Origin of the sequence: Streptomyces sp. NPDC005808 (assembly GCF_042871385.1) — a bacterium.
In the GTDB taxonomy this organism is placed as follows: domain Bacteria; phylum Actinomycetota; class Actinomycetes; order Streptomycetales; family Streptomycetaceae; genus Streptomyces.
In genome coordinates this window covers 364,332-390,023 of record NZ_JBIAIK010000008.1, presented here as the reverse complement: position 1 = coordinate 390,023, position 25,692 = coordinate 364,332, and the positions used below count along the sequence as shown (strand labels likewise).

The window sequence follows — 25,692 nt, the reverse complement described above, 5'->3', positions numbered from 1 at the left end:
GGCGGGGCGCGGGGGGCGGGGGTCGGAGCGCTCAGCGCGGGGGGGGGTGGGGGGGGGGGGGGGGGGCGGGTGGGGGCGGGGGGGGGGGGGGGGGGCGCGGGGGCCGCGCGGGCCCCCCCCCCCCCCCCCCGCGGGGGGCCGCGCCCCCCCCCCCCCCCCCCCCCCACTCCCACCGACAGAGGCTTACTTGGGCTGCGGCTTCCGTACGGAAATGTGCAGCTCGCGGAGGCGGGACTCCTCCAGCTCCGTCGGCGCGCCCATCATCAGGTCCTGCGCGTTGCCGTTGAGCGGGAACGCGATGGTCTCGCGGATGTTCGGCTCGTCCGCGAGAAGCATGACGATGCGGTCGACGCCGGGGGCGATGCCGCCGTGCGGGGGGGCGCCGAAGCGGAACGCGCGGAGCATGCCGGCGAACTGCTCCTCGACGGTGTCACGGTCGTAGCCCGCGATCTCGAAGGCCTTGAGCATGATGTCGGGCTCGTGGTTCCGGATCGCGCCGGAGGACAGCTCGACGCCGTTGCAGACGATGTCGTACTGCCAGCCCAGGACGTCCAGCGGATCCTGGGTCTCCAGGGCCTCCAGGCCGCCCTGCGGCATCGAGAACGGGTTGTGCGAGAAGTCGAGCTTGCCGGTCTCCTCGTCCTTCTCGTACATCGGGAAGTCGACGATCCAGCAGAAGCGGAAGACGCCCTCCTCGAAGTGACCGGCGCGCTTCGCGGCTTCCACGCGCACCGCGCCCATGATCTTCGAAACCTCGTCGAACTCACCCGCGCCGAAGAACACCGCGTGGCCCGCGGCGAGCGACAGGCGCTTCGTCAGCTCCGCGACGTTCTCCTCGGTCAGGAACTTGGCGATCGGGCCGGTCAGCGAGCCGTCCTCGGTCACGCGCACCCACGCCAGGCCCTTCGCCCCCTGCTCGACCGCGTAGTCACCGAGGCCGTCGAAGAACTTCCGCGACTGCCCGGCGACGTCCGGCACCGGCAGGGCGCGCACGTGCTTGCCCGCGAACGCCTTGAACTCCGAGCCCTCGAAGACGTCGGTGATGTCGACGAGCTCCAGCTTGGCCCGCAGGTCCGGCTTGTCGGAGCCGTACTTCAGCATCGACTCGCGGAACGGGATGCGCGGGAAGGGCGAGGTGACATGGCGGCCACCGCCGAACTCCTCGAAGAGCTCCGTCATGAGCTTCTCGATCGGCTGGAAGACGTCCTCCTGCTCGACGAAGGACATCTCCACGTCGAGCTGGTAGAACTCACCCGGCGAACGGTCCGCGCGCGCGTCCTCGTCGCGGAAACAGGGCGCGATCTGGAAGTAGCGGTCGAAGCCGGAGATCATCAGCAGCTGCTTGAACTGCTGCGGCGCCTGCGGCAGGGCGTAGAACCTGCCCGGGTTCAGGCGGGAGGGGACGACGAAGTCACGGGCGCCCTCGGGGGAGGTCGCGGACAGGATCGGCGTCGCCATCTCGTTGAAGCCCAGCGCCGTCATCTTGTGACGGATCGCCGAGATCACGGCCGTACGCAGCAGGATGTTGCGGTGCATGCGCTCGCGGCGCAGGTCCAGGAAGCGGTACTCCAGGCGCCGCTCCTCGTTGACCCCGTCCTCGGCGTTGATCGTGAACGGAAGCGGGGCCGCCGCACCGAGCAGCTCGACCTCGCTCACCTCGACCTCGATCTCGCCGGTCGGCAGATCCGGGTTCACGTTCTCCGCACCGCGCGAGACGACCCTGCCGTCGACGCGGACCGTCGACTCCTTGGAGATCTTGTCGAGGGCCTCGTAGGCGGGCGTGCCGGGGCGGGCGACGAGCTGCGTGATGCCGTAGTGATCGCGCAGATCGATGAAGAGGATGCCGCCCAGGTCGCGCCGATTGTGCAGCCAGCCACTCAGCCGGACGTCGTTGCCGACGTCAGTGGCGCGGAGCTCGCCGCACGTGTGGGACCTGTACCGATGCATCGTCGTTTCATCCAGTCTTTGCGAATCGGGTCTGTCTTCACGTGAACGGATCGGAACGGATCGAGCCCGATCGAGCCCTGTTCATCGGAGCGAATCAGGCGCTGTTTCACGTGAAACTTCCCCAAGGGTACCGGCCGGGCCAAGATCACTCCTCCCTATAACCCCCGCAGCTCCCCGCGACCCCGGCACTGTCTAGGTGGCAGGTACGGATCACCTCTCCCTACAGTGGGTCAATGCGAACTGGTGAGCCCCTGCCCGCCGCGGGGGACGTCCTGGCCGCCCTCGCGACCGGCCTGTGGCGCTGGGACACCGGCACCGGGCAGGTCACGTTCGACGCGGAGGCCGCCCGGCTCATGGGCCTGCCCGCGAAACCGGTGACGCTCACCGAGGCGGGGGTGCGCTCCCGTTTCCACCCGGTCGACTGGAACGAGGTCGACGGAGTCGTCCAGCTCGCCATGGTCGAGAACACCCTCGCCGAGGTCCGGCTGCGGGTGATGGACGTACAGGGCCGGGTGATCCGAACCGTACGAAGCCGCACCAAGCCGGTGATCGACCCCGCGACCGGGGAGTTCGATCTGATCGGCCTCGTCCAGGAGGTCACCGAACCCTCGCAGGCCGGCGCCGCGCGCGCGGCCGTCACCGGTGACTGGCGGCGCTCACGCGAGGCGTTCCTGCTGGACGCCGGGCGCGCGCTGGCCGAGGCCAGGTCCACGGCGGAGGTGCTGCGGGTCGCGGCGGGCCTGTCGATGCCCGGGTTCTCACCGGACGGACTCGCGGTCTTCGGCGCGGAGGGCGACCGGCTGACGGTCATAGGGCATCACGGACAGCAGCCGGGCGACGAGGGACCGTTCGTGCACATGTCCCTCACCACGGACTATCCGGCCACGGAGGTCGTCCGAACCGGCCGCGCCGTCTATATCTCCTCCCCTGAGGAGTACAAAAGGCGCTACCCCGTCTCCTGGCCGCTGGCTCAGCGCTTCGACCGGCAGTCCTGGGCGTTCCTGCCCCTGACCGTCGCGGGCCGCACGATGGGCGCGTGGATGGCTGCCTTCGCCTACCCCGTCACCTTCACACCCGACGAACGCGCGGTCCTGACGACCGTGGCCCGCATGCTCGCCCAGGCCCTCTCCCGCGCCGGCGCCGCCGAGACCGAGCGGGAGCTGACCGACGGCCTTCAGCGCTCGATGATGCCCACGCTGGGCCCCCAGATGCCCGGCATGACCGTCGCCGCACGCTACGTCCCCACCGGTGGCGGGCTCCAGGTCGGCGGCGACTGGTACGACATGATCCCGCTCCCGAGCGGCCGGTTCGCCCTCGTCATCGGCGACGTCCAGGGCCATGACGTCCGCGCGGCCGGTCTGATGGGCCAGCTCCGGATCGCCCTGCGCGCGTACGCCTCCGAGGGCCACCGCCCGGACGCGGTGCTCTCCCGCGCCTCACGCTTTCTGTACGGGGTCACGGACTCGGTGACGTACGGGTCCAGCGGCGGCAGCGACAGCGAGGGCGACGCCGGCGACATGCGCTTCGCGACCTGCCTGTACGTCGAGGTCGACCCGGAGACCGGGACGCTGGACATCGCCCGTGCCGGGCACCCGGACCCGGCGATACGCATGGCGGACGGGACCGTGCTGACGCGCCCCACGGCGGGCGGGCTGCCGCTCGGCATCGACCCGGACGCCGACTATCCGACGACCCGGCTCGTGCTGGAGCCCAGCGAGACCATGCTGATCTGCACCGACGGGCTGATCGAGACCGGCGGCCACGACCTCGACACCGGCTGGCGGCGCATCCGCCGGATCCTCGAAGCCCACGACGGCGACATGGAGTCCCTCGCCGACGCCCTGGTCCAGGCCGTCCACGGGCCCTCCTCGCACCACACTCCGGGTCCGCTGGTGGACAGACGCGAGGACGACATAGCGGTCCTGCTGCTGTGCCGGATGGGGCCGGGCTGCGGCTGCGGCGACACGGTCACGGCCGTACGGCCCTTCACGCGCCGTACCGTGCTGACCGTGGCGCAGGCCGAGCCCGAGGGCGTCGCGGTGGCGCGCCAGCAGCTGCGGGAACTCCTCCACGACTGGACGTCCGAGGACCAGCTCGACTCCGCCGTCCTCCTCGTCTCCGAGATGATGACGAACGTCCTCGTGCACACGGACTCCGACGCCCTCCTCCTCGCCGAGGTGACCGGCGAAGGCGGCAAGCGCCGGATGCGGGTGGAGGTCACCGACGCCAGCGACGACCTGCCGCACAGGCGCCACCCCGGTGAACTGGCGTCCTCCGGGCGTGGGCTGGTCCTCGTGGAACTCCTCGCGGACCTGTGGGGCGTCGACCCGCGGGGCGAGGGAAAGAGCATCTGGTTCGAGTTCTACGAGCCGGCTCCCGACGCCTTCGACTCCTCCGCGGAGTAACGCGTCCGCAGCTCCGACAGCACTCCGAAGGTGGCCACCGTCAGCGGTACGGCAAGCAGCGTCCCCCGGATCGCCGTCTCGCTGGACGGGGGCCCGGTCGGCGGTCGTCCGGCGTGGCGTCACTGCGGGCGACGGCGGGCTCCCCGCGCGGCGGAACTGGTCCGGTTCGCACCCCAACCGGCCCTTTGGCGAGGGTTTCTGACTATTGATCAGCCACGAATTCACTTGACCCGACCGCGGTAGATTATTTGCTCACCAGTGTGCAATTCTGTGGCCGCGGACGACCGGAGTGATCTTTGGCTCAGGTGCGGCTCAGTGCGGCCCTGCGACGCCTTCCCCGTTCGTCCGACCCCCCACCAACGAACTTGGAAACGGACTCCATGTCGCACAGAATTTCACGTCGCCGGCTGCTGAGCGCAGGGATGGTGTTGGGCGCCCTGGGAACGGTCGGAGCGGTGACCCGGGCCATGGCGATCGCCCCCGACGGGGAGCTGACCTCTCAGGGCGACCAAGTCACCTACCCCTCACCGGACCTGACGCCCTACGTGGACGACCTGTGGATACCCCCGTCGCTCAGCGGAGACCGCACCCTGTCCATGGCCCGGTCCAGCCACCGCTTCCACCGGGACCTGGGCACCGCGCCCACGTGGTCCTTCGGAGGGCAGCCGTATCTGGGTCCGACGATCGAGGCCCGGTCGGGAGAGACACTCAAGCTCACGTTCACGAACAACCTGAACGGCCACCTGTTCGCCAACGACATCGACACCACCTTGGACGGAACGTCCGAGGAGGACCGCACCCGGCCCCGCACCTCGGTCCATCTGCACGGCGCGGTCGTGCGGCCCGAGTTCGACGGGCACACCGAGAACACCTTCCGCACCGGCGCGTCCATGACCTACGAGTTCACCAACGGGCAGGAGGCCACCGCCCTTTGGTACCACGACCACGCGATGGGGATCACCCGGCTGAACGTCCCCGCGGGGCTCGCCGGTATGTACCTGATCCGGGACGAGTTCGACACCGGCACCGCGAGCAACCCACTGGGCCTGCCGAGTGGTGACTACGAGATTCCGCTGATCGTCGCCGACCACCGTTTCAACGAGGACGGATCACTGAATCCCCGTACCGCCCGCAACACCCCCGAGGGCACCCTCGTGGAGCCCATGGTCGGCGACACGATGACGGTGAACGGGGTCGTGATGCCGACGCTGGAAGTGGCGCGGGGGCTGTACCGGTTCCGGCTGCTGAACGCGTCCAACTGGCGGGCGTACCACCTCTATCTGTCCAACAACATGGCCTTCCGGGTCATCGGGAACGACGGCGGTCTGCTCAACAGCAGTGTCAGCACCACGTCCATCCGGGTCAGTCCCGGTGAGCGCGCGGATCTGCTGATCGACTTCTCCGCCCTGTCCGGCGGCGACACGGTCGAGCTGCGCAACGACGAGCAGGTGAACCCGTCCATCGCCGCCATCACCGGTGGCTACACCCTGCCCCGGGTCATGCGCTTCACCGTCTCCAGCAGCACGGGCTTCACCAAGGCCGCGCCGACCGTGCTGCGGGGCGGTCCGTCCCAGCCCGCCGCCCTGCCGCCGGCCACGGCAGTGCCGACCCGGCGAGTGGTGGGCCTGACGCTGACGGGCGAGGGCATGGCGCTCAGCAACCTCTGCTACGGCGAGGATCCGGTGGAGCAGCCCAAGCAGGGCAGTACTGAGGTCTGGGAGATCGTCAACTCCACCGTGGAGGACCACCCCGTTCACCTGCATCTGGTGAACATGCGGGTCCTCAGCCGTCAGTCCTTCGACATCAACGCCTACCTCAAGGCCAACCCCGCCCCGCCCATGGGGAACCGCTGGGCCCCGCCGGCCGACGCCTTCCTGACCGGGCAGAGTCAGGCCCCGGCGCCCTGGGAGGCCGGGCTGAAGGACACCGTGCTGTGCCCGCTGAACACCGTCACCCGCGTCCTGGTCCGCTTCCCGACCGCCGACGAGCTCGGCTTCGATCCCGACGCGGTGTTCACGTCGCAGAGCGGTGAACGCCTGCAGGGCTATGTCTGGCACTGCCACCTCATCGACCACGAGGACGACTGCATGATGGCCAAGTACCGCATCGTCTCCTGATCCCCGCCGGTCTCTCCGCCGGGTCGCCGCGGCGACCCACGTGAAAGGGCACCGTCCAGAACCTGAACCTGGACGGGGCCCTTTCACACCCGGAACCACACGTGGCTCGGTACCGGGGCGGGGGAGGCCTACAGGCCGCCCTCGCTCATCCCGTGCACCGCGGGGACGGTGCCCAGCCGACCCTTCTGGAAGTCCTCGAAGGCCTGCTGGAGCTCCTCGCGGGTGTTCATCACGAAGGGGCCGTAGTGGGCCATGGGCTCGCGGATGGGCTGACCGCCCAGGATCACGACCTCCATGTCCGGGGTGTTGGAGTCCTGCTGCTCGTCCGCGCGGACGGTCAGCGAGGTGCCGGTGCCGAAGACGGCCGTCTGGCCGGTGTGGACCGGACGGTGTTCCGTACCGACGCTGCCGCGGCCCGCGAGGACGTACGCGAGGCCGTTGAAGTCAGCACGCCACGGGAGCGTCAGCTCCGCGCCGGGTGCCAGGGTCGCGTGGACCATGGTGATCGGCGTGTGCGTGATGCCCGGTCCCTCGTGGCCGTCGAGCTCACCGGCGATGACGCGCAGCAGCGCGCCGCCGTCGGGGGTCGACAGCAACTGGACCTGGCCGCCGCGGATGTCCTGGTACCTCGGGGCCATCATCTTGTCCTTGGCCGGCAGGTTCACCCAGAGCTGGAGGCCGTGGAAGAGGCCGCCGGACATGACGAGCGCCTCCGGCGGGGCCTCGATGTGCAGCAGACCCGAGCCCGCGGTCATCCACTGGGTGTCACCGTTGGTGATGGTGCCGCCGCCACCGTTGGAGTCCTGGTGGTCGAAAGTGCCGTCGATGATGTAGGTGACGGTCTCGAAGCCGCGGTGCGGGTGCCAGGGGGTGCCCTTCGGCTCCCCGGGCGCATAGTCCACCTCACCCATCTGATCCATCATGATGAACGGGTCGAGGTGGCGGTAGTTGATCCCGGCGAACGCACGGCGGACCGGGAAGCCCTCGCCCTCGAAGCCGCTGGGCGCGGTCGTCACGGTGAGCACCGGGCGGGCCACGGCATCAGCGGGCGCCACCACACGGGGCAGGGCCAACGGGTTCTCGACGGTCACTGCAGGCATGTCGGTACCTCCTTGTGCGTTCACTTTAGTTGATTGTTGAACTTTCTGCTACCCGTAACGACGGACGCCCGGAGGGAATTCCCTCCGGGCGTCCGGCACAGATCCAGGTACGTCAGCCGTACATACGGCGCATCGCGAAGTCCACCATCTGCTCCACGGCCTTGGCGTCGAAGACCATGCGGTGCTCGCCCTCCATGTCCAGGACGAAGCCGTAGCCGGTGGGGAGCAGGTCGATCACCTCGGCGCCGGTGATCACGAAGTACTTGGACTCCTTGCCGGCGTACCGGCGGAGCTCCTTGAGCGAGGTGAACATGGGGATGACCGGCTGCTGAGTGTTGTGCAGCGCGAGGAATCCGGGATTGTCGCCGCGCGGGCAGTACACCTTCGACGTGGCGAAGACCTGCTGGAAGTCCTCGGCGGCCATCGACCCGGTGGTGAACGCGCGGACCGCGTCCGCGAGGGACGGCGGGGACGGCTCCGGGTAGAGCGGCGGCTGCTGCCCGTACCCGCCGGGCATCTGGCCGCCCGGCATCTGCCCGGGCATCTGCTGCTGGGGCGCGGCGTACCCCTGCTGTGCGCCCGCGTTCTGGTCATAGCCGTACATGGGCGCAAGCGTACCGAGACGGCCGTCCGGGCGGGCCGGTACGGGGGTGACCGACGGGGCGGGGGGTGCGGGGCTGCGGGGCTGCGGACAGGACAGGCCGGGCGCCGCCATCAGGACGCGCCTCCACGGGACGCCCCCCGAGGCGTCACGGGGCCGACGACGAGACCGCCGGCTCCGCTTCCTCCCCTCGTCCTCCCCGGCGTCGCCCCCCGCTTCTTCCGCGGGCAGCTCAGCCGCCTCACCGGCCGAGTGCGCGACCATCCCGGACGAGACGGCCGGTCCGTACCCCGGTGACGGTTCGAACGGTGTGAACGTCCTGACGGAAAGCGGTGTCGTCCGCAGCGACATCAGGTCCGGCTTCGGCGACTCGGCCGGCGGGACGGCCGAGGGCGTACCCCTGACGATCACACTCACGGTCGTGGACACCGCGTCGGGCTGCGGCACCCCCAAGGAGGGCGCCGCCGTCCACCTCTGGCACTGCGACCGGGAGGACAACCACTCCCTGTACTCCGAGGGCGTCACCGACGAGAACCATCTGCGCGGGGTCCAGCAGGCGGACGGCTACGACCAGCAGTTGGCGACCATGACGGGAAGCGTCACGCAGGGCTACACGGCCGTCCTCACCGTCGCGGTGTAACGCTCACGGTCTGACTCGTCACAGATGGCCGTCCGGGGTTGCGTCTTATTACCGACGGGTAGCATCATCGTAGCTACTTGCTGGTACGTGTAACGAGGCCTCGAGTTCTCCGAAGAGCTGTGGCCTCCCCGATCCCTTACGGAGCCGTCGCCATGGGGCACTACAAGTCGAATCTCCGCGACATCGAGTTCAACCTCTTCGAGGTGCTCGGGCGCGACAAGCTGTACGGCACCGGCCCGTTCGCGGAGATGGACGTCGACACCGCCAAGAGCATCCTCAGCGAGCTGACCAGGCTCTCGGAGAACGAGCTCGCGGAGTCCTTCGCGGACGCCGACCGCAACCCGCCGGTCTTCGACCCGGAGACCAACACCGCGCCCGTACCGGCGTCCTTCAAAAAATCGTACAAAGCCTTCATGGACTCCGAGTACTGGCGTCTGGGCCTGCCCGAGGAGATCGGCGGCACGACCGCCCCCGCGTCCCTGATCTGGGCGTTCGCGGAGCTGATCCTGGGCTCGAACCCGGCGGTCTGGATGTACTCGTCGGGACCGGCCTTCGCCGGGATCCTCTTCGACGAGGGCAATGACGTACAGAAGAAGATCGCCGAGATCGCGGTGGAGCGGACCTGGGGTTCGACCATGGTGCTCACCGAGCCCGACGCGGGCTCCGACGTGGGCGCCGGCCGTACCAAGGCGATCGAGCAGGAGGACGGCTCCTGGCACATCGAGGGTGTGAAGCGGTTCATCACCTCCGGTGAGCACGACATGGAGGAGAACATCCTTCACTACGTGCTGGCCCGCCCCGAGGGCTCCGGTCCCGGCACCAAGGGTCTGTCCCTCTTCCTCGTACCGAAGTACCTCTTCGACTTCGAGACCGGCGAGCTGGGCGAGCGCAACGGCGTGTACGCCACGAACGTCGAGCACAAGATGGGCCTCAAGGCCTCCAACACCTGCGAGATGACCTTCGGCGACCGGCACCCCGCCAAGGGCTGGCTGATCGGCGACAAGCACGACGGCATCCGCCAGATGTTCCGGATCATCGAGTTCGCCCGCATGATGGTCGGCACGAAGGCCATCTCGACGCTGTCGACGGGCTACCTGAACGCCCTTGAGTACGCCAAGGAGCGCGTCCAGGGTCCCGACCTGGCGAACTTCATGGACAAGACCGCGCCCAAGGTCACCATCACGCACCACCCGGACGTGCGTCGCGCGCTCATCACGCAGAAGGCGTACGCCGAGGGCATGCGCGCCCTGGTGCTGCACACCGCGTCCGTCCAGGACGAGATCGCGGTCCGGACGGCGGCGGGCGAGGACACCGCGCAGCTGCACGCCCTCAACGACCTGCTCCTGCCGATCGTGAAGGGCTACGGCTCCGAGAAGGGCTACGAGCAGCTCGCGCAGTCCCTGCAGACCTTCGGCGGCTCCGGGTTCCTCCAGGAGTACCCGATCGAGCAGTACATCCGCGACGCCAAGATCGACACCCTGTACGAGGGCACGACCGCGATCCAGGGCCAGGACTTCTTCTTCCGGAAGATCGTCCGCAACCAGGGCGCTGCGCTGAACTCCCTCGCCGAGGACATCAAGAAGTTCCTGGCGCTCGGCACCGGCGGTGAGGAGCTGGCGGGCGCCCGCGAGCAGCTCGCCAAGGCGGCCGTCGAGCTGGAGGCCATCGTCGGCCTGATGCTCACCGACCTCGCGGCGACCGAGCAGGACGTCAAGAACATCTACAAGGTGGGCCTGAACACGACCCGGCTGCTGATGGCCTCCGGTGACGTGGTCGTCGGCTACCTGCTGCTGCGCGGTGCCGCGGTCGCCGCCGAGAAGCTGGGGACCGCCTCGGCGAAGGACAAGGCGTTCTACGCCGGCAAGATCGCGGCCGCGAAGTTCTTCGCCGCCACCGTCCTGCCGGGTGTCACGGGCGCGCGCAAGCTCGCCGAGGGCGTGGACCTGGACCTGATGGAGCTGGACGAGGCGGCGTTCTAGCCTTTCGTTCCAAGCGCTCCAACCGTTCGAACCGCTCCAATCGTTCCAAGCGCTCCAACCGTTCCAACCGTTCGAACCGCTCCAACCGTTCCAAGCGCTCCAACCGTTCCAAAGCCTCGTCGCATCGCACCAAAGCCGCGTCGCGACGCACTCCAGGACAGGGCGGGCACCTGACCGGAACCTGTCTTTCCGTTCAGGTGTCCGGCCATGTCTGCCCTTTACAACCCCGTTACGAGGGCCCTCTCCCATCCCCGGGAGCGGGCCCTTCGGCGTCGTTAAGGTGAACCCCATGAGCACCTCCCCCCGCTTCGACCGCGGCCACACCGACGACCTCATGCCCTTCCTGGCGGCGAGTCCGACGCCGTACCACGCCGTGGCGAACGCCGCCGAGCGGCTGGAGAAGGCCGGATTCCGTCAGGTCGCCGAGACCGACGCGTGGGAGGGGACGAGCGGCGGGAAGTACGTGCTGCGCGGGGGTGCACTCATCGCCTGGTACGTACCTGAGGGTGCCGAGCCGCACACGCCGTACCGGATCGTGGGCGCGCACACCGACTCCCCCAACCTGCGGGTGAAACCGCGCCCGGACAGCGGCGCGCACGGCTGGCGGCAGGTGGCCGTGGAGATCTACGGCGGGCCGCTGCTGAACTCCTGGCTGGACCGGGACCTGGGCCTGGCCGGACGGCTGTCGCTGCGGGACGGCTCGACGCGCCTGGTGAACATCGACCGGGCGCTGCTGCGGGTGCCCCAACTCGCCGTCCACCTCGACCGTTCCGTGTCGACGGAGGGGCTGAAGCTGGACAAGCAGCGTCATCTGCAGCCCATTTGGGGTCTGGGCGAGCAGGTCCGCGACGGCGACCTGATCGCGTTCCTGGAGGAGGAGTCGGGGCTCGCGGCCGGCGAGGTGACCGGCTGGGACCTGATGACCCACTCGGTCGAGCCGCCCTCCTACCTGGGCCGCGACCGGGAGTTGCTGGCGGGCCCGCGCATGGACAACCTGCTGTCCGTGCACGCGGGCACGGCGGCGCTGGCGGCGGTCGCGACGGCCGACTCCGGTGAGCCGTACCTGCCGTACATCCCCGTCCTCGCCGCCTTCGACCACGAGGAGAACGGCTCGCAGTCCGACACCGGCGCGGACGGGCCGCTGCTCGGCAGCGTCCTGGAGCGTTCGGTGTTCGCGCGCGGGGGCTCGTACGAGGACCGGGCGCGTTCCTTCGCCGGCACCGTCTGTCTGTCCTCCGACACGGGCCACGCCGTGCACCCCAACTACGCGGAGCGGCACGACCCGACGCACCACCCGCGTGCGGGCGGCGGGCCCATCCTGAAGGTGAACGTCAACAACCGCTACGCCACGGACGGTTCGGGCCGCGCGGTCTTCGCCGCCGCCTGCGAGAAGGCCGGTGTGCCCTTCCAGTCCTTCGTCTCCAACAACTCCATGCCCTGCGGCACCACCATCGGCCCCATCACCGCGGCCCGTCACGGCATCAAGACCGTCGACATCGGGGTCGCCATCCTGTCCATGCACAGCGCGCGTGAACTGTGCGGCGCGGACGACCCGTTCCTGCTGGCGAACGCGATGGTGGCGTTCCTGGAGGGCTAGCGGGTGCCGCTCGGATCACCTCGGATCGGGCCGCGGCGCATGGCCGGCTCGACGGCGGGTACCCGAAGTTGGCCAGAACGACACCGAGTTGAATGCAGGGAGGCGACACCCATGGGCCTGGGCGGATGCATCATTCTGATCGCCGTAGGTGCGATCCTCACGTTCGCGACCGACTGGGACATGCAGGGGGTCAACCTCGACCTGGTCGGTCTCATCCTCATGATCGTCGGCCTGATCGGGGTGGCCACGTTCAGCAGCATGGCCCGGCGCAGGCGCGTGGTCATGCCGCCCAGCACCCCGGTGATCGATGAGGAGCGTCCCCACCGGGGCAGCTACCGCGACGGGTACGGCGCCTGAGCCGCACCGTTCGGATCGGGCCGCCTGGGCCAGGACGTCCCGGTGAGCCGCATCCAGGCGAGGACCAGCGACACTCAGCGCAACAGGTGTCCCGTGGTCGCGTCCACATGATCCGGTACCTCGTCGTGGCGGTCGCCGACGGTGAGGGTGCCGGTGGGCTCGAACATCAGGATCGAGGTGGGCCGCGGCGCGTACGGCCTGTGCTCGGTGCCGCGCGGAACGGTGAAGACGGAACCTTCGGCGAGTACGACGGTCCGCTCGCCGGCCGCTTCCCGGAGCGCGATGTGCAGCTCGCCCTCGACGACCAGGAAGAACTCGTCGGTGTGGTCGTGCACGTGCCAGACGTGTTCGCCCTCGACCTTGGCCACGCGTACGTCGTAGTCGTTGACGGAGGTGACGATGCGGGGGCTCCACTGGTCCGAGAAGGAGGCGAGGGCGGCGGCGAGGGAGACGGGTTCGTTGGCCATGCCGTCATCCTCGGCGGTGGTCCCGCGCCCGCACGAGTGCTAGAAATCGCATATGCCGCAAGGATCCTCGCAGCAGTCCGGACCGCACCGAGTGGTTCTCGTGGTCGACGAGAACTCGAACCCCTTCGAGATGAGCTGCGCGATCGAGGTCTTCGGGCTGCGCAGGCCCGAGCTCGGGCGTGAGCTGTACGATTTCCGGCTCTGTGCGGCCGGGCCGAGCACCCGGATGCGGGGCGGCTTCTTCACCCTCACCGACGTCGCTGGGCTCGACGCGACCGAGGACGCGGACACACTGATCGTGCCGAACCGGCCCGACACCGACGCCCCGCGCTCCCGCGAGGTACTGGACGCCGTACGCAGGGCGCACACGCGGGGCGCGCGGCTCATCGGGTTCTGCTCCGGCGCGTTCACCATCGCGGAAGCCGGGCTGCTGAACGGGCGGCGGGCGGCCTGCCACTGGATGTGGGCGGAGTCGTTCAGGGCGCGGTTCCCGCAGGTTCGGCTCGAACCGGATGTCCTCTTCGTCGACGACGGGGACATCCTCACCGCCTCGGGCAGCGCCTCCGCGCTCGATCTGAGCCTGTACGTCGTACGGCGCGACCACGGCGCCGAGATCGCCAACGCGGTGTCCCGGCGGCTCGTGTTCGCCGCTCACCGCGACGGCGGGCAGCGGCAGTTCGTCGAGCGGCCCGTGCCCGACGTACCGGACGAGTCGCTCGCTCCGCTGCTGGCGTGGGCGCAGCGGCGGATCGGCGAACCGCTGACGGTCGCGGACCTGGCGGCGCGAGCGGCGGTCAGCCCGGCCACACTGCACCGGCGCTTCAGGGCCCAGCTCGGCACGACCCCGCTGGCGTGGCTCACCGGAGAGCGGGTCGCGCTGGCCTGCCGGCTCATCGAGCGCGGGGAGGAGCGGCTCGACGTCGTCGCGGAACGCAGCGGCCTGGGGACCGCCGCCAACCTGCGGGAGCGGGTGCGGCGGGCGACCGGACTCAGTCCGTCGGCCTATCGGCGGCGTTTCGGACCGCCCGCCGGGGAAGCGGTGATGGCATGAGATACCTCGTACGCGACCGGCTCCTCGGCTTCGGTGACGACTACTGGATCGAGGACGACCACGGCAACAAGGTCTTCCTCGTCGACGGCAAGGCCATGCGGCTGCGGGACACCTTCGAGCTGAAGGACACGCAGGGGCGCGTCCTCATCGACATCCATCGGAAGATGCTCGCCCTGCGCGACACGATGATCATCGAACGCGACGGCGACCCGCTCGCGACGATCAAGCGCAAGCGGTTCTCCCTGCTGCGCAACCACTACCGGGTGTCCCTGGTGGACGGCACGGAACTCGACGTCAGCGGCAAGATCCTCGACCGCGAGTTCGCCATCGACTACGACAACGAACTCCTCGCCCAGATCTCCCGCCGCCGGCTGCACGTCCGCGAGACGTACGGCGTGGACGTCGTACGGGAGGACGCCGATCAGGCGCTGCTGATCGCGGTGGCGGTGTGCGTGATCCACCTGGCGGAGAAGGAGCGCGAGGAGGACTGATACCGCAGCCGTCCTCGCTGTGGGCATGCGTGCCGCCAGGGGCGGCACGGGTGGGCACGGGTGGGCACGGGTGGGCACGGGTGGGCACAGCGGCACCCTGCAAGCGCAGGCAAGTGCACCCACCCCGACCCCAGCCCCCAGCCCCCAGCCCCCAGCCCCCAGCCCGGGCAACCGGTAAATCAGCGCCGCGGGAGCGAGAGCCCCAGCACCCGATCCTTGAGCGCCGGGAACTGCTCCCGGGTAACCCCGACCCGCGCGGGGTCGAACTCCACCGTGAGGACCTCCTCGCCGGCCCCCGCCTCCGCGAGGACCTCGCCCCACGGGTCGACCACGAGGGAGTGCCCGGCCTGGGGAACCCCGGCGTGCGTACCGGCCGTTCCACAGGCGAGGACGTACGCCTGGTTCTCGACGGCACGGGCCTGGGCGAGCAGCGTCCAGTGGGAGCGGCGGCGCTCGGGCCAGCCGGCCGCCAGGACGAGGGTCTCGGCGCCCCTGTCGACGAGCCCGCGGAAGAGTTCGGGGAAGCGGAGGTCGTAGCAGGTGGCGATGCCGAGGGTGGTCTCCGGCAGCCGGACGGTCACCAGTTCGGACCCGGCTCCCATCAGCACGGCCTCGCCCTTGTCGAAGCCGAAGCGGTGGATCTTGCGGTAGGCGGCGGCCAGTTCGCCGGAGGGCGAGAAGACGAGGGAGGTGTTGTAGAGGGGTCCCTCAGGGTCCCGCTCGGGGATCGAGCCCGCGTGCAGCCATACGCCCGCGTCGCTCGCCGCCTTCGCCATCACCTCGTACGTGGGCCCCACCAGCGGCTCGGCCTCCGCGCCGAACTCCTCGTACGCGAACGCCCCCGTGGTCCACAGCTCGGGCAGCACGACAAGGTCGGCACCGGCCTGCTCCCGTACCAGAGCCGCCACCCGCGCGCGCCGTGAATCGACGGATTCGGTGTCTTTTACGTCGACTTGGAGGATAGAGGCGCGCACACTACCACCGTCCTGGCATTCGAGCCGTTGATACGGGCCTACGATCGTCACACCAAAGCACTGCCGGGGTGCCTCACAGCAGCGTAACTTAGCGTCCCAAGACACCCGCTGCCTGTGCACTGCCCGCGTCCAATCGCCCGAGGGGTCCCGTTTCCGTGAGTCTGCATCCCAGCCTTCAGTCCTACGCCGATGCCTGGACCCAGTCGATCGAAGCGATATCCGAGCTGGTGTCGCCCCTTGTGGAGGGCGAGTGGAACAGGCGGACGCCATGCCCGGGCTGGTCGGTGCGTGACCTCGTCTCGCACGTCATCGGCCTGGACTCCGAGATGCTCGGCGACCCGCGGCCGATCCATACGCTGCCACGCGACCTGTACCACGTGACGAACGAACACCAGCGGTACACGGAGATGCAGGTCGACGTACGCCGTCACCACACCGCGCCGGAGATGACCTCCGAGCTGGAGTACACGATCATCCGCCGCAACCGCCAGCTGCGGAACGAGAACCGGCAGCCCGACACCAAGATGCGTGGCCCCCTCGGCACCGAGGTCACCCTCGAACACGCCATGCGCAACCACGCGTTCGACGTATGGGTGCACGAGCAGGACCTCCGCACCGCCCTCGGCCGGCCCGGCGACCTCGACTCCCCGGGCGCCTACATCGCGCGCGACGAGCTTCTCGCCGCCCTCCCGAAGGTGGTCGCCAAGGACGCGGGGGCGCCCGCGAGTTCGGCGGTCGTCTTCGATGTCCACGGGCCGGTGGAGTTCCTCCGGACGGTCCGCGTCGACGCCGAAGGCAACGGCACGATAGACGGCGCGCCCTCGTTGGGCCCGGCCGCCACCCTCGTCCTCGACTGGGAGACGTACTTCCGCCTGGCCTGCGGGCGCGTGACGGCCGATGCGGTCGCCGACCGCATCAAGACGGAGGGCGACCCGGAACTGACGACGGCGATCCTCAGGAACTTCGCGGTCACCCGGTAGTCGGTTCGCAGCCCCTCCGGCGTTCGAGGAGCGGGGTCCGGGGCGCAGCCCAGAAACGGGGTCTGGGGCGCAGCCCAGAAACGGGGTCTGGGGCGGAGCCCCAGAAACAAGGGACGGGTAGGGGCGGAGGGGGCGAAAGAAATCCCCCCGGCCCCCACCACCTACGCCGGAACGTGCACCGTCTCCACCCTGCTGGCCACCAACCGCTCCCGCTCCCTGCGAGCCGCCTGCTTGCGCAACCGGAAGATCTGGCTCAGGCCCACCGCCTGAAGAACGAACACGGCGGAGAAGGCGAGCCGGTAACTGCCACCGGTCGCGTCCAGCAGCACACCGATCGCGAGCAGCGTGATCATGGAGGCGACGAAGCCGCCCATGTTGGTGATCCCCGACGCGGTCCCCTGCCGCTCGGGCGGATTCGCCGGCCGGGCGAAGTCGAACCCCAGCATGGAAGCCGGACCGCAGGCCCCGAGCACCGTGCACAGCACGACCAGCACCCACGTGGGCGCGTGCTCTCCGGGGTACACCAGCACCCCCGCCCAGACGACCGCCGTCGCGGCCACCGTGCCGAGTGCCAGCGGCAGCCGGGCCGCGTGATGCCGGGCGACGATCTGCCCGTACACCAGTCCGACGACCATGTTGGACAGCACGACGAGGGTCAGCAGGTCACCGGCGGAGGCCGACGACAGTCCCTCCGCCTCGACGAGGAACGGCAGCCCCCACAGCAGCAGGAACACCATGGCCGGGAACTGCGTGGTGAAGTGCACCCACATCCCGAGCCGGGTCCCGGGCTCACGCCAGGACGCGGCGATCTGACGCCGCACGTAGACGGCTCCCTGGTGCGGGAACGGCTCCGGCTCGTGTCCCTCGGGGTGGTCCTTCAGGAACAGCAGCATGAGGACGAGGACGACGACACCGGCGCCCGCACTGCCCGCGAACGCCGCCGTCCACCCCACCCCGTGCAGCAGCCGGGCGATCACCAGCGTCGAGACGAGGTTGCCCGCCATCCCCACCAGACCCGCGAGCTGTGCGACGAGCGGTCCGCGCCGGGCGGGGAACCACCGGGTACCGAGCCGCAGGATGCTGATGAAGGTCATCGCGTCGCCACAGCCAAGGAGCGCGCGCGAGGCGAGCGCCATCCCGTACGAGGGGGAGAACGCGAAGCCCAGCTGCCCCGCCGTGAACAGCACTGCGCCGATGGCCAGCACCTTCTTGGTGCCGAGCCTGTCGACCAGCAGGCCCACGGGTATCTGCATGCCCGCGTAGACGAGGAGTTGGAGGATCGAGAAGGTGGACAGGGCGGCGGCGTTGATGTGGAAGCGGTCCGCCGCGTCCAGGCCGGCCACCCCCAGCGACGTACGGAAGATGACGGCGACGAAGTAGACGGAGACGCCGACGCTCCAGACCGCGATGGCGCGCCGGCCGCCGGGCGGATCCCCGGGCAGCGTGGCCGGAGAAGTCATCGGACCTCGCCCCGCGCCAGGTTGGAGAACCAGCTCACGTGCCGGTGGATGAGGCCGACGACCTCCTCGGCGTCACCGGAGCGGAGCGCCTGCAGAATCTGCTCGTGCTCGCTGAGCGTCTTGGTGATCCGGTCGGGGTGCGCGTGCATCACGGCGACACCCATCCTCAACTGCCGGTCGCGGAGCTGGTCGTAGAGCCGGGAGAGGATCTCGTTGCCGCCGCTGCGGACGATCTCGGCGTGGAAACAGCGGTCGGTGACGGCCGCGGCGGCCAGATCCCCGGCGGCGGCCTGTTCCTTCTGCCTGGCGAGCAGTTCCTCAAGGCGGGCGATGAGCTGCGGCGATGCCGGTACGGCCTTACGCGCCGCGTGTCCCTCGACGAGCTGCCGGGTCTCCACCACGTCCGCGATCTCCTGCGCGGAGACGGACAGGACGAGGGCGCCCTTCTTGGGGTAGAGCCTGATCAGCCCCTCGACCTCGAGCCGGAGCAGCGCCTCACGCACCGGCGTGCGCGAGACCCCCACAGCCTCGGCGAGCTCACCCTCGGTGAGCAGCGTGCCGCCCTCGTACCGGCGATCCAGGACACCCTGCTTGACGTGCGCGTAGACGCGTTCGGCGGCGGGGGGTTGTTTCACGGGCGCGTGCGTGGGCGCGGGCGTCGACTCGGTAGCGGTAGCGGTAGCGGGTGAGGTTGTTGCGGGGGACGGGGCGGAGGACATGCGCACAGCATAGATACAACACGTACGCATCGTCGCGCCCCTTCCAGAATGCGGACGCGAAAAGCACGAACATTTCTCCGATCAACCGCACAACTTTTCGCACGACGTACGTGTCACACGAGAGGCGGCACTCTTATGTGGCCGCGCTCCTTGGGCATTTAACGTAATCGGGGTAGGAAACTTGATAACCGGCATTAAGGGCACGCGCGTCCGCAGAGCTGCCGCTGTAGTCGTCACGACCGGCGCCATGATCGCGACCGGAGCCCTCAACGCGGCTCCCGCACAGGCCCTCACCACGCCCACGATCGCCGCCAAGGGCGGCTACGTGATGAACAACAGCACGGGCACGTCCCTGTACGGCAAGGCCTCGGACACCAGGCTCTCCACCGGCTCCACCACCAAGATCATGACCGCCAAGGTCGTGCTCGCCCAGCCGAACCTCAACCTGGACGCGAAGGTCACGATCCAGCAGGCCTACAGCGACTACATCGTGGCGAACACCGCCTCGTCCGCCCGCCTGATCGTCGGCGACAAGGTCACCGTCCGTCAGCTCCTCTACGGGCTGATGCTGCCGTCCGGCTGTGACGCCGCGTACGCGCTGGCCGACAAGTTCGGCACGGGCACCACGCGCGCCGCCCGCGTGAAGTCGTTCATCGGCAAGATGAACACGGCCGCGAAGAACCTCGGCCTGACGAACACGCACTTCGACTCGTTCGACGGCATCGGCAACGGCTCCAACTACTCGACGCCGCGCGACCTGACGAAGATCGCCAGCAGCGCGATGAAGAACTCCGCGTTCAAGGCGGTCGTGAAGACGAAGTCGTTCACGGCCAAGACCATCACGAAGACCGGTTCCACCCGCACCATGGGCACGTGGACCAACACGAACGGTCTGCTGAGCAGCTACAGCGGCACGATCGGCGTGAAGACGGGCTCCGGCGCCGAGGCCAAGTACTGCCTCGTCTTCGCGGCCACCCGCAACGGCAAGACCGTCATCGGCACGGTCCTCGCCTCCACGTCCATCACGGCCCGTGAGTCGGACGCGAAGAAGCTGATGAACTACGCCTTCGCCAAGTAGCCGGTAGCTCCGGGACTTCAGGCACAGGGAATGGGGGGCCTGCCGCGTACGAGCGGCAGGTCCCCCGTCGTGTGCCCACCACGTTCTGGGGCACCCCCGCAGGGCTACGCGTGATCTGCACTCGGAGTGGTGAACATCCCGGATCCCGTTGGCATATGCGATGCATGTCGATCTACGTTCCGCCAAGGAGGTGGTTCGTATGAGCGAACACGACACGACGTCGACCACGGCACCACGGACCGAAGCGATCGACATCAACGACTTCGTGTACGGGGCTACGGGGGCCCGAGTGCGGAGGCTGACGATGCCGGACGGGAGCCATTGGTTTCCGGCGGCGGACGTATGCAAGCGGCTCGGCTACACAACGACCCGGAAGGCTCTGCTGGATCATGTACCGGAGGCGCACCGAGACTTTCTCGAGACTGTGACTGGAAGCCACAGTCTCAGCGTTCCCGCAGGTCGAGAGTGGCGCCGAGATCTGCAACTGATCGACCTTTCCGGGTTGATCCAACTTGTGACCGGCTGCACCAAACCCTCGTGCAGGCCGTTCAAGGAATGGGTCAGCGAGGTGATCATGTCGGTCCAGCGTGACGGTTCGTACACCCTCCCCACAGCAGAGGTACAGCCCCGCGACCCGGACGGTCCCGTGGCGTACGCGATGCCCGCGCAGGTCGCCGACGCGATCGTGCGGCTCGAAGAACGCAACGTGCGGCTGGACGGGGAGTTCGCAGAGGCGCAACGGGCCTCAGAGCGGGTGCAGTCCCGGATGGCCGATGCCATGGATCGGATCGCGGACGCACTGGAGGCGTTCCGTCCTGTCCGGGCGGAGCGCCTGGCAGCCCCGGCGCACACGTACCGGCCGAGTGCCGACGCCCTCCTCGCGGACTGGAGGTCACGGATGTCGGTGACCGAGGACGTGTGGGCCGTGGCCGTCACGATCGCACCTGTGCTTGCTGAGCACGGTGAGATCCGAATGTCTCTGGAAACTCTCTCGGAGCGGACGGGACTGAACGCCCATCGGGTCAACGAGTGCCTGCGGTTCATGCGGAGGCATGCGTGCATCCGGTCCAGAGGTGGCGCGGAGGACGGCACACTCGTCTACGTACTGGATCGGCCTTGACCGCAGCCGGGTGAGGTTGGTTGAGCGGCCGGCCGCAAGTCGAGTTTGCGGCCGACCGCTCGGCGCCTGAGCCTACGTGACGGGGGTGAGCGTGTGCCGGTTTCCGCACGTTCAGCACATTCCGTCGTCAGGCGTCAGCGTTCGCGTGCGGCGGCGAATCCGGTGAACGCCGCCCAGGCGGAGGGCGCGAGGCGGAGTATCGGCCCCTCCGCGTCCTTGGAGTCGCGGACGGCGACGGTGCCGGGGATGTTGCGGGCGACTTCGACGCACTCGCCATTGCCGCTGCTGTAGCTGGGCTTGACGAACTCGAAGTGCGGCACGGCTCACAGCTCCTTGCGGATACGTTCGATCAGGTCGACGGAATCGCGAAGGGCGAGACCGTTCCGGGCGATCCGCTCGAACGTGACGTTGTGAAAACACGGATGCGTAGGGCGATCAGGATTCTGAAGGTCGGCAGGACAACCGCCTGAGGACCTCACACGGGGCCGCACCCTCAGCCGCACCCTCAAGGGACGGCCCCGTGTCCTTGGCTCACGCCCCCGTGATCACGCCCAAGTGATCAACCGCTTCGGCTGCTCCAGGACGGCCGCCACGTCGGCCAGCACCTTGGAGCCCAGCTCCCCGTCGACCAGACGGTGGTCGAAGGACAGCGCCAGCGTGGTGACTTGGCGGGGCTTGACCTTGCCCTTGTGGACCCAGGGCTGGAGCTTGATCGCGCCGACGGCGAGGATCGCGGCCTCGCCCGGGTTGAGGATCGGCGTGCCGGTGTCGACGCCGAAGACGCCGACGTTGGTGATGGTGACCGTGCCGCCCTGCATCGCGGCCGGGGAGGTCTTGCCCTCCCGGGCGGTGGAGACCAACTCGCCGAGAGACTGCGCCAGTTCCGGCAGGGTCTTGGTGTGCGCGTCCTTGATGTTCGGGACGAGCAGGCCGCGCGGAGTGGCGGCCGCGATGCCCAGGTTCACGTAGTGCTTGAGGACGATCTCCTGACTGGCCTCGTCCCAGGACGCGTTGATGTCCGGGTTGCGCTTGATGGCGACCAGCAGGGCCTTGGCGATCAGAAGCAGCGGGTTCACCCGCAGCCCATGCATCTCCTTGTCCTGCTTGAGCTCCTCCACGAGCTTCATCGTGCGCGTCACGTCCACCGTCACGAACTCGGTGACGTGCGGCGCGGTGAACGCCGAATCGACCATCGCCGCCGCTGTCGCCTTGCGGACACCCTTGACCGGGATACGGGTCTCACGAGCCGTGTCGTAAGAGGCGACGGGTGCCGCGGCCTGGGCGGAAGCGGCCAGGGCAGGAGCGGCCACGGGCTGCTGAACGGCCGGCTCCGGAGCGGTCGGCGCCGGTGCCAGCGCCGCGTGCACGTCCTCGCGCGTGATGATGCCGTCCGGGCCGGCCGGGCGGATCGTCGCCAGGTCGACGCCGAGGTCCTTGGCGAGTTTGCGGACCGGGGGCTTGGCCAGCGGGCGGGCCGTCCCGGACGCCGAGTGGCCGTGTCCGTTCAGCTCGGCCTGGATCGCCGAAGCCGCGTAGACCGGCTCGGACGCCTGGGCCGGAACCTCGGGGCCCTTGCGGGGGCGCCGCTTGGTGGAGGACACCGCGACGCCGTAGCCCACAAGAACCGGCGTGCGGCCCTCGGGCTTGGACTGCTCCGCCTCGGGCTGCTCGGCGGCGGGCGCTTCAACCGGTGCTGCGGCAGTCGCTTCAACCGCTGCCGCGGTGGGCACTTCAACCGCTGCCGCGGCAGTCGCTTCAGCCGGTGCCGCGGTGGCCTCCCCGGCGGGCGAAGGCGCGCCTCCGGCGACCTCCACCGCGATGATCACCTGGCCCACGTCCACCGTCGTCCCCTCGGGGAAACGGAGTTCGCGCACCACACCGTCGTACGGGATCGGCAGCTCCACGGCCGCCTTCGCCGTCTCGACCTCGCAGACCACCTGCCCGTCGGCGACCTGGTCGCCGGGCTGGACGTACCACTTGAGGATCTCCGCCTCGGTGAGCCCCTCGCCCACATCGGGCATCTTGAACTCGCGGAGCCCCGACGCAATATCGGTCATCGTCGTCACGACCCTCTCCTCAGTACGCAAGCGAGCGGTCGACGGCGTCGAGCACCCGGTCCAGGCCCGGAAGATACTCGTCCTCCAGGCGTGCCGGCGGATACGGCGCGTGATAGCCGCCGACCCGCAGAACAGGTGCCTCCAGGTGGTAGAAGCACCGCTCGGTGATCCGGGCGGCGATCTCCGCGCCCGTGCCGAGGAACACCGGCGCCTCGTGCACCACCACCAGGTGACGGGTCTTCTCCACCGACACCTGCACGGAGTCGAAGTCGAGCGGGGACATCGACCGCAGGTCCAGGACCTCGACCGACTTCCCCTCCTCCGCGGCAGCCGCCGCGGCCTCCAGACACACCTTCACCATCGGGCCGTACGCCGCCAGCGTCAGGTCGGTGCCCTCACGCACCAGCCGCGCCTTGTGCAGAGGTCCGGGGATCGCCTCCGTGTTGACCTCGGACTTGTCCCAGTACCGCCGCTTCGGCTCGAAGAAGATCACCGGGTCGTCGCTGTGGATGGCCTGCTGCATCATCCAGTAGGCGTCCGACGCGTTCGACGGAGAGACCACCTTCAGGCCCGACACGTGCGCGAACAGCGCCTCGGGGGACTCCGAGTGGTGTTCGACCGCGCCGATCCCGCCGCCGTACGGAATGCGGATGACGACGGGGAGCTTGATCTTGCCGAGCGCCCGCGCGTGCATCTTCGCGAGCTGCGTGACGATCTGGTCGTAGGCGGGGAAGACGAAACCGTCGAACTGGATCTCCACGACGGGGCGGTAGCCGCGCAGCGCGAGGCCGATCGCCGTGCCGACGATGCCCGACTCGGCGAGCGGGGTGTCGATCACCCGGTCCTCGCCGAAGTCCTTCTGGAGTCCGTCGGTCACCCGGAAGACACCGCCGAGCTTGCCGACGTCCTCGCCCATGATCAGGACCTTGGGGTCGGTCTCCAGGGCTTTGCGCAGCGACTCGTTGATCGCCTTGGCCAGCGCCATCTTTTCCGCGGTCATCGCTACTTGTCCTCCCCTTCGTCCGCGAACGACGCCTGGTAGGCGGCGAACTGGGCCCGCTCCTCGTCGACGAGCGCGTGCCCGTCCGCGTACACGTTCTCGAAGATGGCGAAGTGGTCCGGGTCCGGCATGGCCCGTACGACTTCGCGTACTCGTTTGCCCAACGCCTCGCTCTCGGCTTCGAGTTCCGCGAAGAATCCCTCGTCCGCGTGGTTTGAGGCCTCAAGATAGGTGCGCAGCCGCAGAATCGGGTCCTTTGCCTCCCAGGACTCGGTCTCCTCGTCGGCCCGGTACTTGGTCGGGTCGTCGGAGGTGGTGTGTGCGCCCATGCGGTACGTGAACGCCTCCACGAGGGTGGGGCCCTCGCCGCTGCGGGCCCGCTCCAGGGCCCACTTGGTGACGGCGAGACAGGCGAGGACGTCGTTGCCGTCGACTCGGACGCCCGGGAAGCCGTAGCCCTGCGCACGCTGGTAGAGCGGGACGCGGGTCTGCTTCTCGGTCGGCTCGGAGATGGCCCACTGGTTGTTCTGGCAGAAGAACACGACGGGGGCGTTGTAGACGGCGGAGAAGGTGAACGACTCGGCGACGTCGCCCTGGCTGGAGGCGCCGTCCCCGAAGTACGCGATCACGGCCGAGTCGGCGCCGTCCTTGGTGATGCCCATGGCGTACCCGGTGGCGTGCAGGGTCTGCGAGCCGATGACGATCGTGTACAGGTGGAAGTTGTTGCTGTTCGGGTCCCAGCCGCCGTTGTTCACACCGCGGAACATGCCGAGCAGGTTGGTGGGGTCGACCCCGCGGCACCAGGCGACGCCGTGCTCGCGGTAGGTCGGGAAGACGTAGTCGTCCTCGCGGGTGGCGCGCCCGGAGCCGATCTGGGCGGCCTCCTGGCCGAGCAGCGAGGCCCACAGACCCAGCTCGCCCTGGCGCTGCAGGGAGGTGGCCTCGGCGTCGAACCGGCGGGTCAGCACCATGTCCCGGTACAGGCCGCGCAGCTGTTCGGGGGTGATGTCGGCGACGTACGGGTCGTACGTGGCGTCCTTGACCCGCTTGCCCTCGGGGGTCAGCAGCTGAATGAGTTCGGGGCCGGCGCCCGGTGCCTTCTTGGCACCGGCGCGCTTGGCACCGGTGCTCGCGGCGCGCTTCGTCCCGGTCGCCCCGGTCGTGCCGGCGCTCGCGGCGCTCTTCGTACCGGCGCTGCGTCGCGGCTTCTGCGCGGCAGTGCTCTCCACGGTCACGTGTACTCCTCCGTCGGTCCGGCCCCCGGGGTTGCCGGTCGGCCAGTGCGGCTCGCCTGGTCCAGTACCCGTGCACGGGGTGGGTGCACTCGGCCGGGAACAGACGTGACAGGTGCCCCGGCGAGCGCCCTGCAACAGCTACGTTACCCAGTGCCTCACAAATCTGTGAGACCACTCCTGACCTGCGTTTTTGCTCGGATTTCCAACTACTTTTTAGTCGGGTTTCCAAGTACCTCGCGTCGGTCGGGAACAGCCGCTGGTCACAGCGCTGGTAACAGCCTTGCAGGGGGCCGGAACACCGGCACGTTATCCCGGTC

General features: G+C 69.1%; 21 protein-coding genes and 1 pseudogene. 11 read left to right on the top strand and 11 right to left on the bottom strand.

The features are described 5' to 3' along the window. Positions 1 to 183 precede the first annotated feature (183 nt). Positions 184 to 1,947, bottom strand: a complete 1,764-nt coding sequence (gene aspS / locus ACFYPC_RS20710; protein ID WP_388678060.1) for an aspartate--tRNA ligase — start codon at positions 1,945 to 1,947, stop codon at positions 184 to 186. Positions 1,948 to 2,180: 233 nt separating this feature from the next. On the opposite strand from aspS, the gene ACFYPC_RS20705 reads away from it, so the two are divergent. Beyond that, positions 2,181 to 4,352 (top strand): SpoIIE family protein phosphatase, encoded by a 2,172-nt coding sequence (locus tag ACFYPC_RS20705; protein WP_388678057.1) that lies wholly within the window; start codon positions 2,181 to 2,183, stop codon positions 4,350 to 4,352. A gap of 380 nt (positions 4,353 to 4,732) precedes the next feature. Further along, complete coding sequence (locus tag ACFYPC_RS20700; protein ID WP_388678055.1) at positions 4,733 to 6,469, top strand: multicopper oxidase family protein; 1,737 nt, start codon at positions 4,733 to 4,735, stop codon at positions 6,467 to 6,469. Between the two features lie 128 nt (positions 6,470 to 6,597). On the opposite strand, the gene ACFYPC_RS20695 is transcribed toward ACFYPC_RS20700, so the two are convergent. Beyond that, positions 6,598 to 7,569, bottom strand: a complete 972-nt coding sequence (locus ACFYPC_RS20695; RefSeq protein WP_388678052.1) for a pirin family protein — start codon at positions 7,567 to 7,569, stop codon at positions 6,598 to 6,600. A gap of 112 nt (positions 7,570 to 7,681) precedes the next feature. After that, entirely contained in the window at positions 7,682 to 8,173 is a 492-nt protein-coding gene (locus ACFYPC_RS20690) for an SseB family protein (protein WP_385730424.1), read from the bottom strand. A 46-nt stretch (positions 8,174 to 8,219) separates the two neighbouring features. Between ACFYPC_RS20690 and ACFYPC_RS20685 the strand changes: the two are divergent. The 4 genes and pseudogenes from ACFYPC_RS20685 to ACFYPC_RS20670 form a co-directional block, all read left to right on the top strand. Continuing rightward, positions 8,220 to 8,744 (top strand): annotated as a pseudogene (locus tag ACFYPC_RS20685) (intradiol ring-cleavage dioxygenase); the annotation flags it as partial. Positions 8,745 to 8,962: 218 nt separating this feature from the next. Next, entirely contained in the window at positions 8,963 to 10,789 is a 1,827-nt protein-coding gene (locus ACFYPC_RS20680) for an acyl-CoA dehydrogenase (RefSeq protein WP_388678049.1), read from the top strand. Between the two features lie 289 nt (positions 10,790 to 11,078). After that, entirely contained in the window at positions 11,079 to 12,386 is a 1,308-nt protein-coding gene (locus tag ACFYPC_RS20675) for a M18 family aminopeptidase (protein ID WP_388678047.1), read from the top strand. Positions 12,387 to 12,497: 111 nt separating this feature from the next. Then, a complete protein-coding gene (locus ACFYPC_RS20670; protein WP_388678045.1) occupies positions 12,498 to 12,743 on the top strand; it encodes a DUF6458 family protein in 246 nt (81 codons plus the stop codon). A gap of 74 nt (positions 12,744 to 12,817) precedes the next feature. Here ACFYPC_RS20670 and ACFYPC_RS20665 read toward each other — a convergent pair whose 3' ends face one another. After that, positions 12,818 to 13,210: a cupin domain-containing protein gene (locus ACFYPC_RS20665; RefSeq protein ID WP_388678042.1), complete on the bottom strand. Its 393-nt coding sequence runs from the start codon at positions 13,208 to 13,210 to the stop codon at positions 12,818 to 12,820. Between the two features lie 52 nt (positions 13,211 to 13,262). Here ACFYPC_RS20665 and ACFYPC_RS20660 point away from each other — a divergent pair, with 52 nt between their 5' ends. Together ACFYPC_RS20660 and ACFYPC_RS20655 are read left to right on the top strand one after the other, a co-directional pair. Next, positions 13,263 to 14,261, top strand: a complete 999-nt coding sequence (locus ACFYPC_RS20660) for a GlxA family transcriptional regulator (RefSeq protein WP_388678039.1) — start codon at positions 13,263 to 13,265, stop codon at positions 14,259 to 14,261. Beyond that, positions 14,258 to 14,752 carry an LURP-one-related/scramblase family protein gene (locus ACFYPC_RS20655; RefSeq protein WP_388678036.1) on the top strand — a complete coding sequence of 165 codons (495 nt, stop codon included), beginning with the start codon at positions 14,258 to 14,260 and terminating at the stop codon, positions 14,750 to 14,752. Before ACFYPC_RS20660 ends, ACFYPC_RS20655 begins: the two co-directional genes overlap by 4 nt. Positions 14,753 to 14,931: 179 nt before the next feature. On the opposite strand, the gene ACFYPC_RS20650 is transcribed toward ACFYPC_RS20655, so the two are convergent. Further along, a complete protein-coding gene (locus tag ACFYPC_RS20650) occupies positions 14,932 to 15,726 on the bottom strand; it encodes a carbon-nitrogen family hydrolase (protein WP_388678033.1) in 795 nt (264 codons plus the stop codon). 155 nt (positions 15,727 to 15,881) lie between these two features. On the opposite strand from ACFYPC_RS20650, the gene ACFYPC_RS20645 reads away from it, so the two are divergent. Further along, positions 15,882 to 16,706 carry a maleylpyruvate isomerase family mycothiol-dependent enzyme gene (locus tag ACFYPC_RS20645; protein WP_388678031.1) on the top strand — a complete coding sequence of 275 codons (825 nt, stop codon included), beginning with the start codon at positions 15,882 to 15,884 and terminating at the stop codon, positions 16,704 to 16,706. Between the two features lie 161 nt (positions 16,707 to 16,867). Here ACFYPC_RS20645 and ACFYPC_RS20640 read toward each other — a convergent pair whose 3' ends face one another. Together ACFYPC_RS20640 and ACFYPC_RS20635 are read right to left on the bottom strand one after the other, a co-directional pair. After that, on the bottom strand, positions 16,868 to 18,166 hold the full coding sequence (locus tag ACFYPC_RS20640) for a nitrate/nitrite transporter (RefSeq protein WP_388678028.1): 1,299 nt from the start codon (positions 18,164 to 18,166) through the stop codon (positions 16,868 to 16,870). Beyond that, positions 18,163 to 18,885 carry a GntR family transcriptional regulator gene (locus ACFYPC_RS20635; protein ID WP_388678025.1) on the bottom strand — a complete coding sequence of 241 codons (723 nt, stop codon included), beginning with the start codon at positions 18,883 to 18,885 and terminating at the stop codon, positions 18,163 to 18,165. The genes ACFYPC_RS20640 and ACFYPC_RS20635 overlap by 4 nt, the downstream gene beginning before the upstream one ends. A gap of 181 nt (positions 18,886 to 19,066) precedes the next feature. Between ACFYPC_RS20635 and ACFYPC_RS20630 the strand changes: the two genes are divergently transcribed. Both ACFYPC_RS20630 and ACFYPC_RS20625 read left to right on the top strand, forming a co-directional pair. Beyond that, positions 19,067 to 19,963 carry a D-alanyl-D-alanine carboxypeptidase family protein gene (locus ACFYPC_RS20630; protein WP_388678023.1) on the top strand — a complete coding sequence of 299 codons (897 nt, stop codon included), beginning with the start codon at positions 19,067 to 19,069 and terminating at the stop codon, positions 19,961 to 19,963. Between the two features lie 199 nt (positions 19,964 to 20,162). After that, on the top strand, positions 20,163 to 21,083 hold the full coding sequence (locus ACFYPC_RS20625) for a Bro-N domain-containing protein (RefSeq protein ID WP_388678021.1): 921 nt from the start codon (positions 20,163 to 20,165) through the stop codon (positions 21,081 to 21,083). A gap of 134 nt (positions 21,084 to 21,217) precedes the next feature. On the opposite strand, the gene ACFYPC_RS20620 is transcribed toward ACFYPC_RS20625, so the two are convergent. The 4 genes from ACFYPC_RS20620 to pdhA all read right to left on the bottom strand — a co-directional run bounded on the left by ACFYPC_RS20620 (position 21,218) and on the right by pdhA (position 25,375). Beyond that, on the bottom strand, positions 21,218 to 21,403 hold the full coding sequence (locus tag ACFYPC_RS20620; protein WP_388678018.1) for a DUF397 domain-containing protein: 186 nt from the start codon (positions 21,401 to 21,403) through the stop codon (positions 21,218 to 21,220). Between the two features lie 225 nt (positions 21,404 to 21,628). After that, positions 21,629 to 23,149: a dihydrolipoamide acetyltransferase family protein gene (locus tag ACFYPC_RS20615; RefSeq protein WP_388678016.1), complete on the bottom strand. Its 1,521-nt coding sequence runs from the start codon at positions 23,147 to 23,149 to the stop codon at positions 21,629 to 21,631. Positions 23,150 to 23,159: 10 nt separating this feature from the next. After that, a complete protein-coding gene (locus ACFYPC_RS20610; RefSeq protein ID WP_388678013.1) occupies positions 23,160 to 24,140 on the bottom strand; it encodes an alpha-ketoacid dehydrogenase subunit beta in 981 nt (326 codons plus the stop codon). Positions 24,141 to 24,142: 2 nt separating this feature from the next. Further along, positions 24,143 to 25,375, bottom strand: a complete 1,233-nt coding sequence (gene pdhA / locus ACFYPC_RS20605) for a pyruvate dehydrogenase (acetyl-transferring) E1 component subunit alpha (protein WP_388678010.1) — start codon at positions 25,373 to 25,375, stop codon at positions 24,143 to 24,145. Positions 25,376 to 25,692: the final 317 nt, after the last annotated feature.

Bases quoted from the DNA above. Each gene is read 5' to 3' on its own strand.
- aspS (WP_388678060.1), bottom strand. From the start codon at position 1,947: ATGCATCGGTACAGGTCCCACACGTGCGGCGAGCTCCGCGCCACTGAC.
- ACFYPC_RS20705 (WP_388678057.1), top strand. From the start codon at position 2,181: ATGCGAACTGGTGAGCCCCTGCCCGCCGCGGGGGACGTCCTGGCCGCC.
- ACFYPC_RS20700 (WP_388678055.1), top strand. From the start codon at position 4,733: ATGTCGCACAGAATTTCACGTCGCCGGCTGCTGAGCGCAGGGATGGTG.
- ACFYPC_RS20695 (WP_388678052.1), bottom strand. From the start codon at position 7,569: ATGCCTGCAGTGACCGTCGAGAACCCGTTGGCCCTGCCCCGTGTGGTG.
- ACFYPC_RS20690 (WP_385730424.1), bottom strand. From the start codon at position 8,173: ATGTACGGCTATGACCAGAACGCGGGCGCACAGCAGGGGTACGCCGCG.
- ACFYPC_RS20680 (WP_388678049.1), top strand. From the start codon at position 8,963: ATGGGGCACTACAAGTCGAATCTCCGCGACATCGAGTTCAACCTCTTC.
- ACFYPC_RS20675 (WP_388678047.1), top strand. From the start codon at position 11,079: ATGAGCACCTCCCCCCGCTTCGACCGCGGCCACACCGACGACCTCATG.
- ACFYPC_RS20670 (WP_388678045.1), top strand. From the start codon at position 12,498: ATGGGCCTGGGCGGATGCATCATTCTGATCGCCGTAGGTGCGATCCTC.
- ACFYPC_RS20665 (WP_388678042.1), bottom strand. From the start codon at position 13,210: ATGGCCAACGAACCCGTCTCCCTCGCCGCCGCCCTCGCCTCCTTCTCG.
- ACFYPC_RS20660 (WP_388678039.1), top strand. From the start codon at position 13,263: ATGCCGCAAGGATCCTCGCAGCAGTCCGGACCGCACCGAGTGGTTCTC.
- ACFYPC_RS20655 (WP_388678036.1), top strand. From the start codon at position 14,258: ATGAGATACCTCGTACGCGACCGGCTCCTCGGCTTCGGTGACGACTAC.
- ACFYPC_RS20640 (WP_388678028.1), bottom strand. From the start codon at position 18,166: ATGACTTCTCCGGCCACGCTGCCCGGGGATCCGCCCGGCGGCCGGCGC.
- ACFYPC_RS20635 (WP_388678025.1), bottom strand. From the start codon at position 18,885: ATGTCCTCCGCCCCGTCCCCCGCAACAACCTCACCCGCTACCGCTACC.
- ACFYPC_RS20625 (WP_388678021.1), top strand. From the start codon at position 20,163: ATGAGCGAACACGACACGACGTCGACCACGGCACCACGGACCGAAGCG.
- ACFYPC_RS20610 (WP_388678013.1), bottom strand. From the start codon at position 24,140: ATGACCGCGGAAAAGATGGCGCTGGCCAAGGCGATCAACGAGTCGCTG.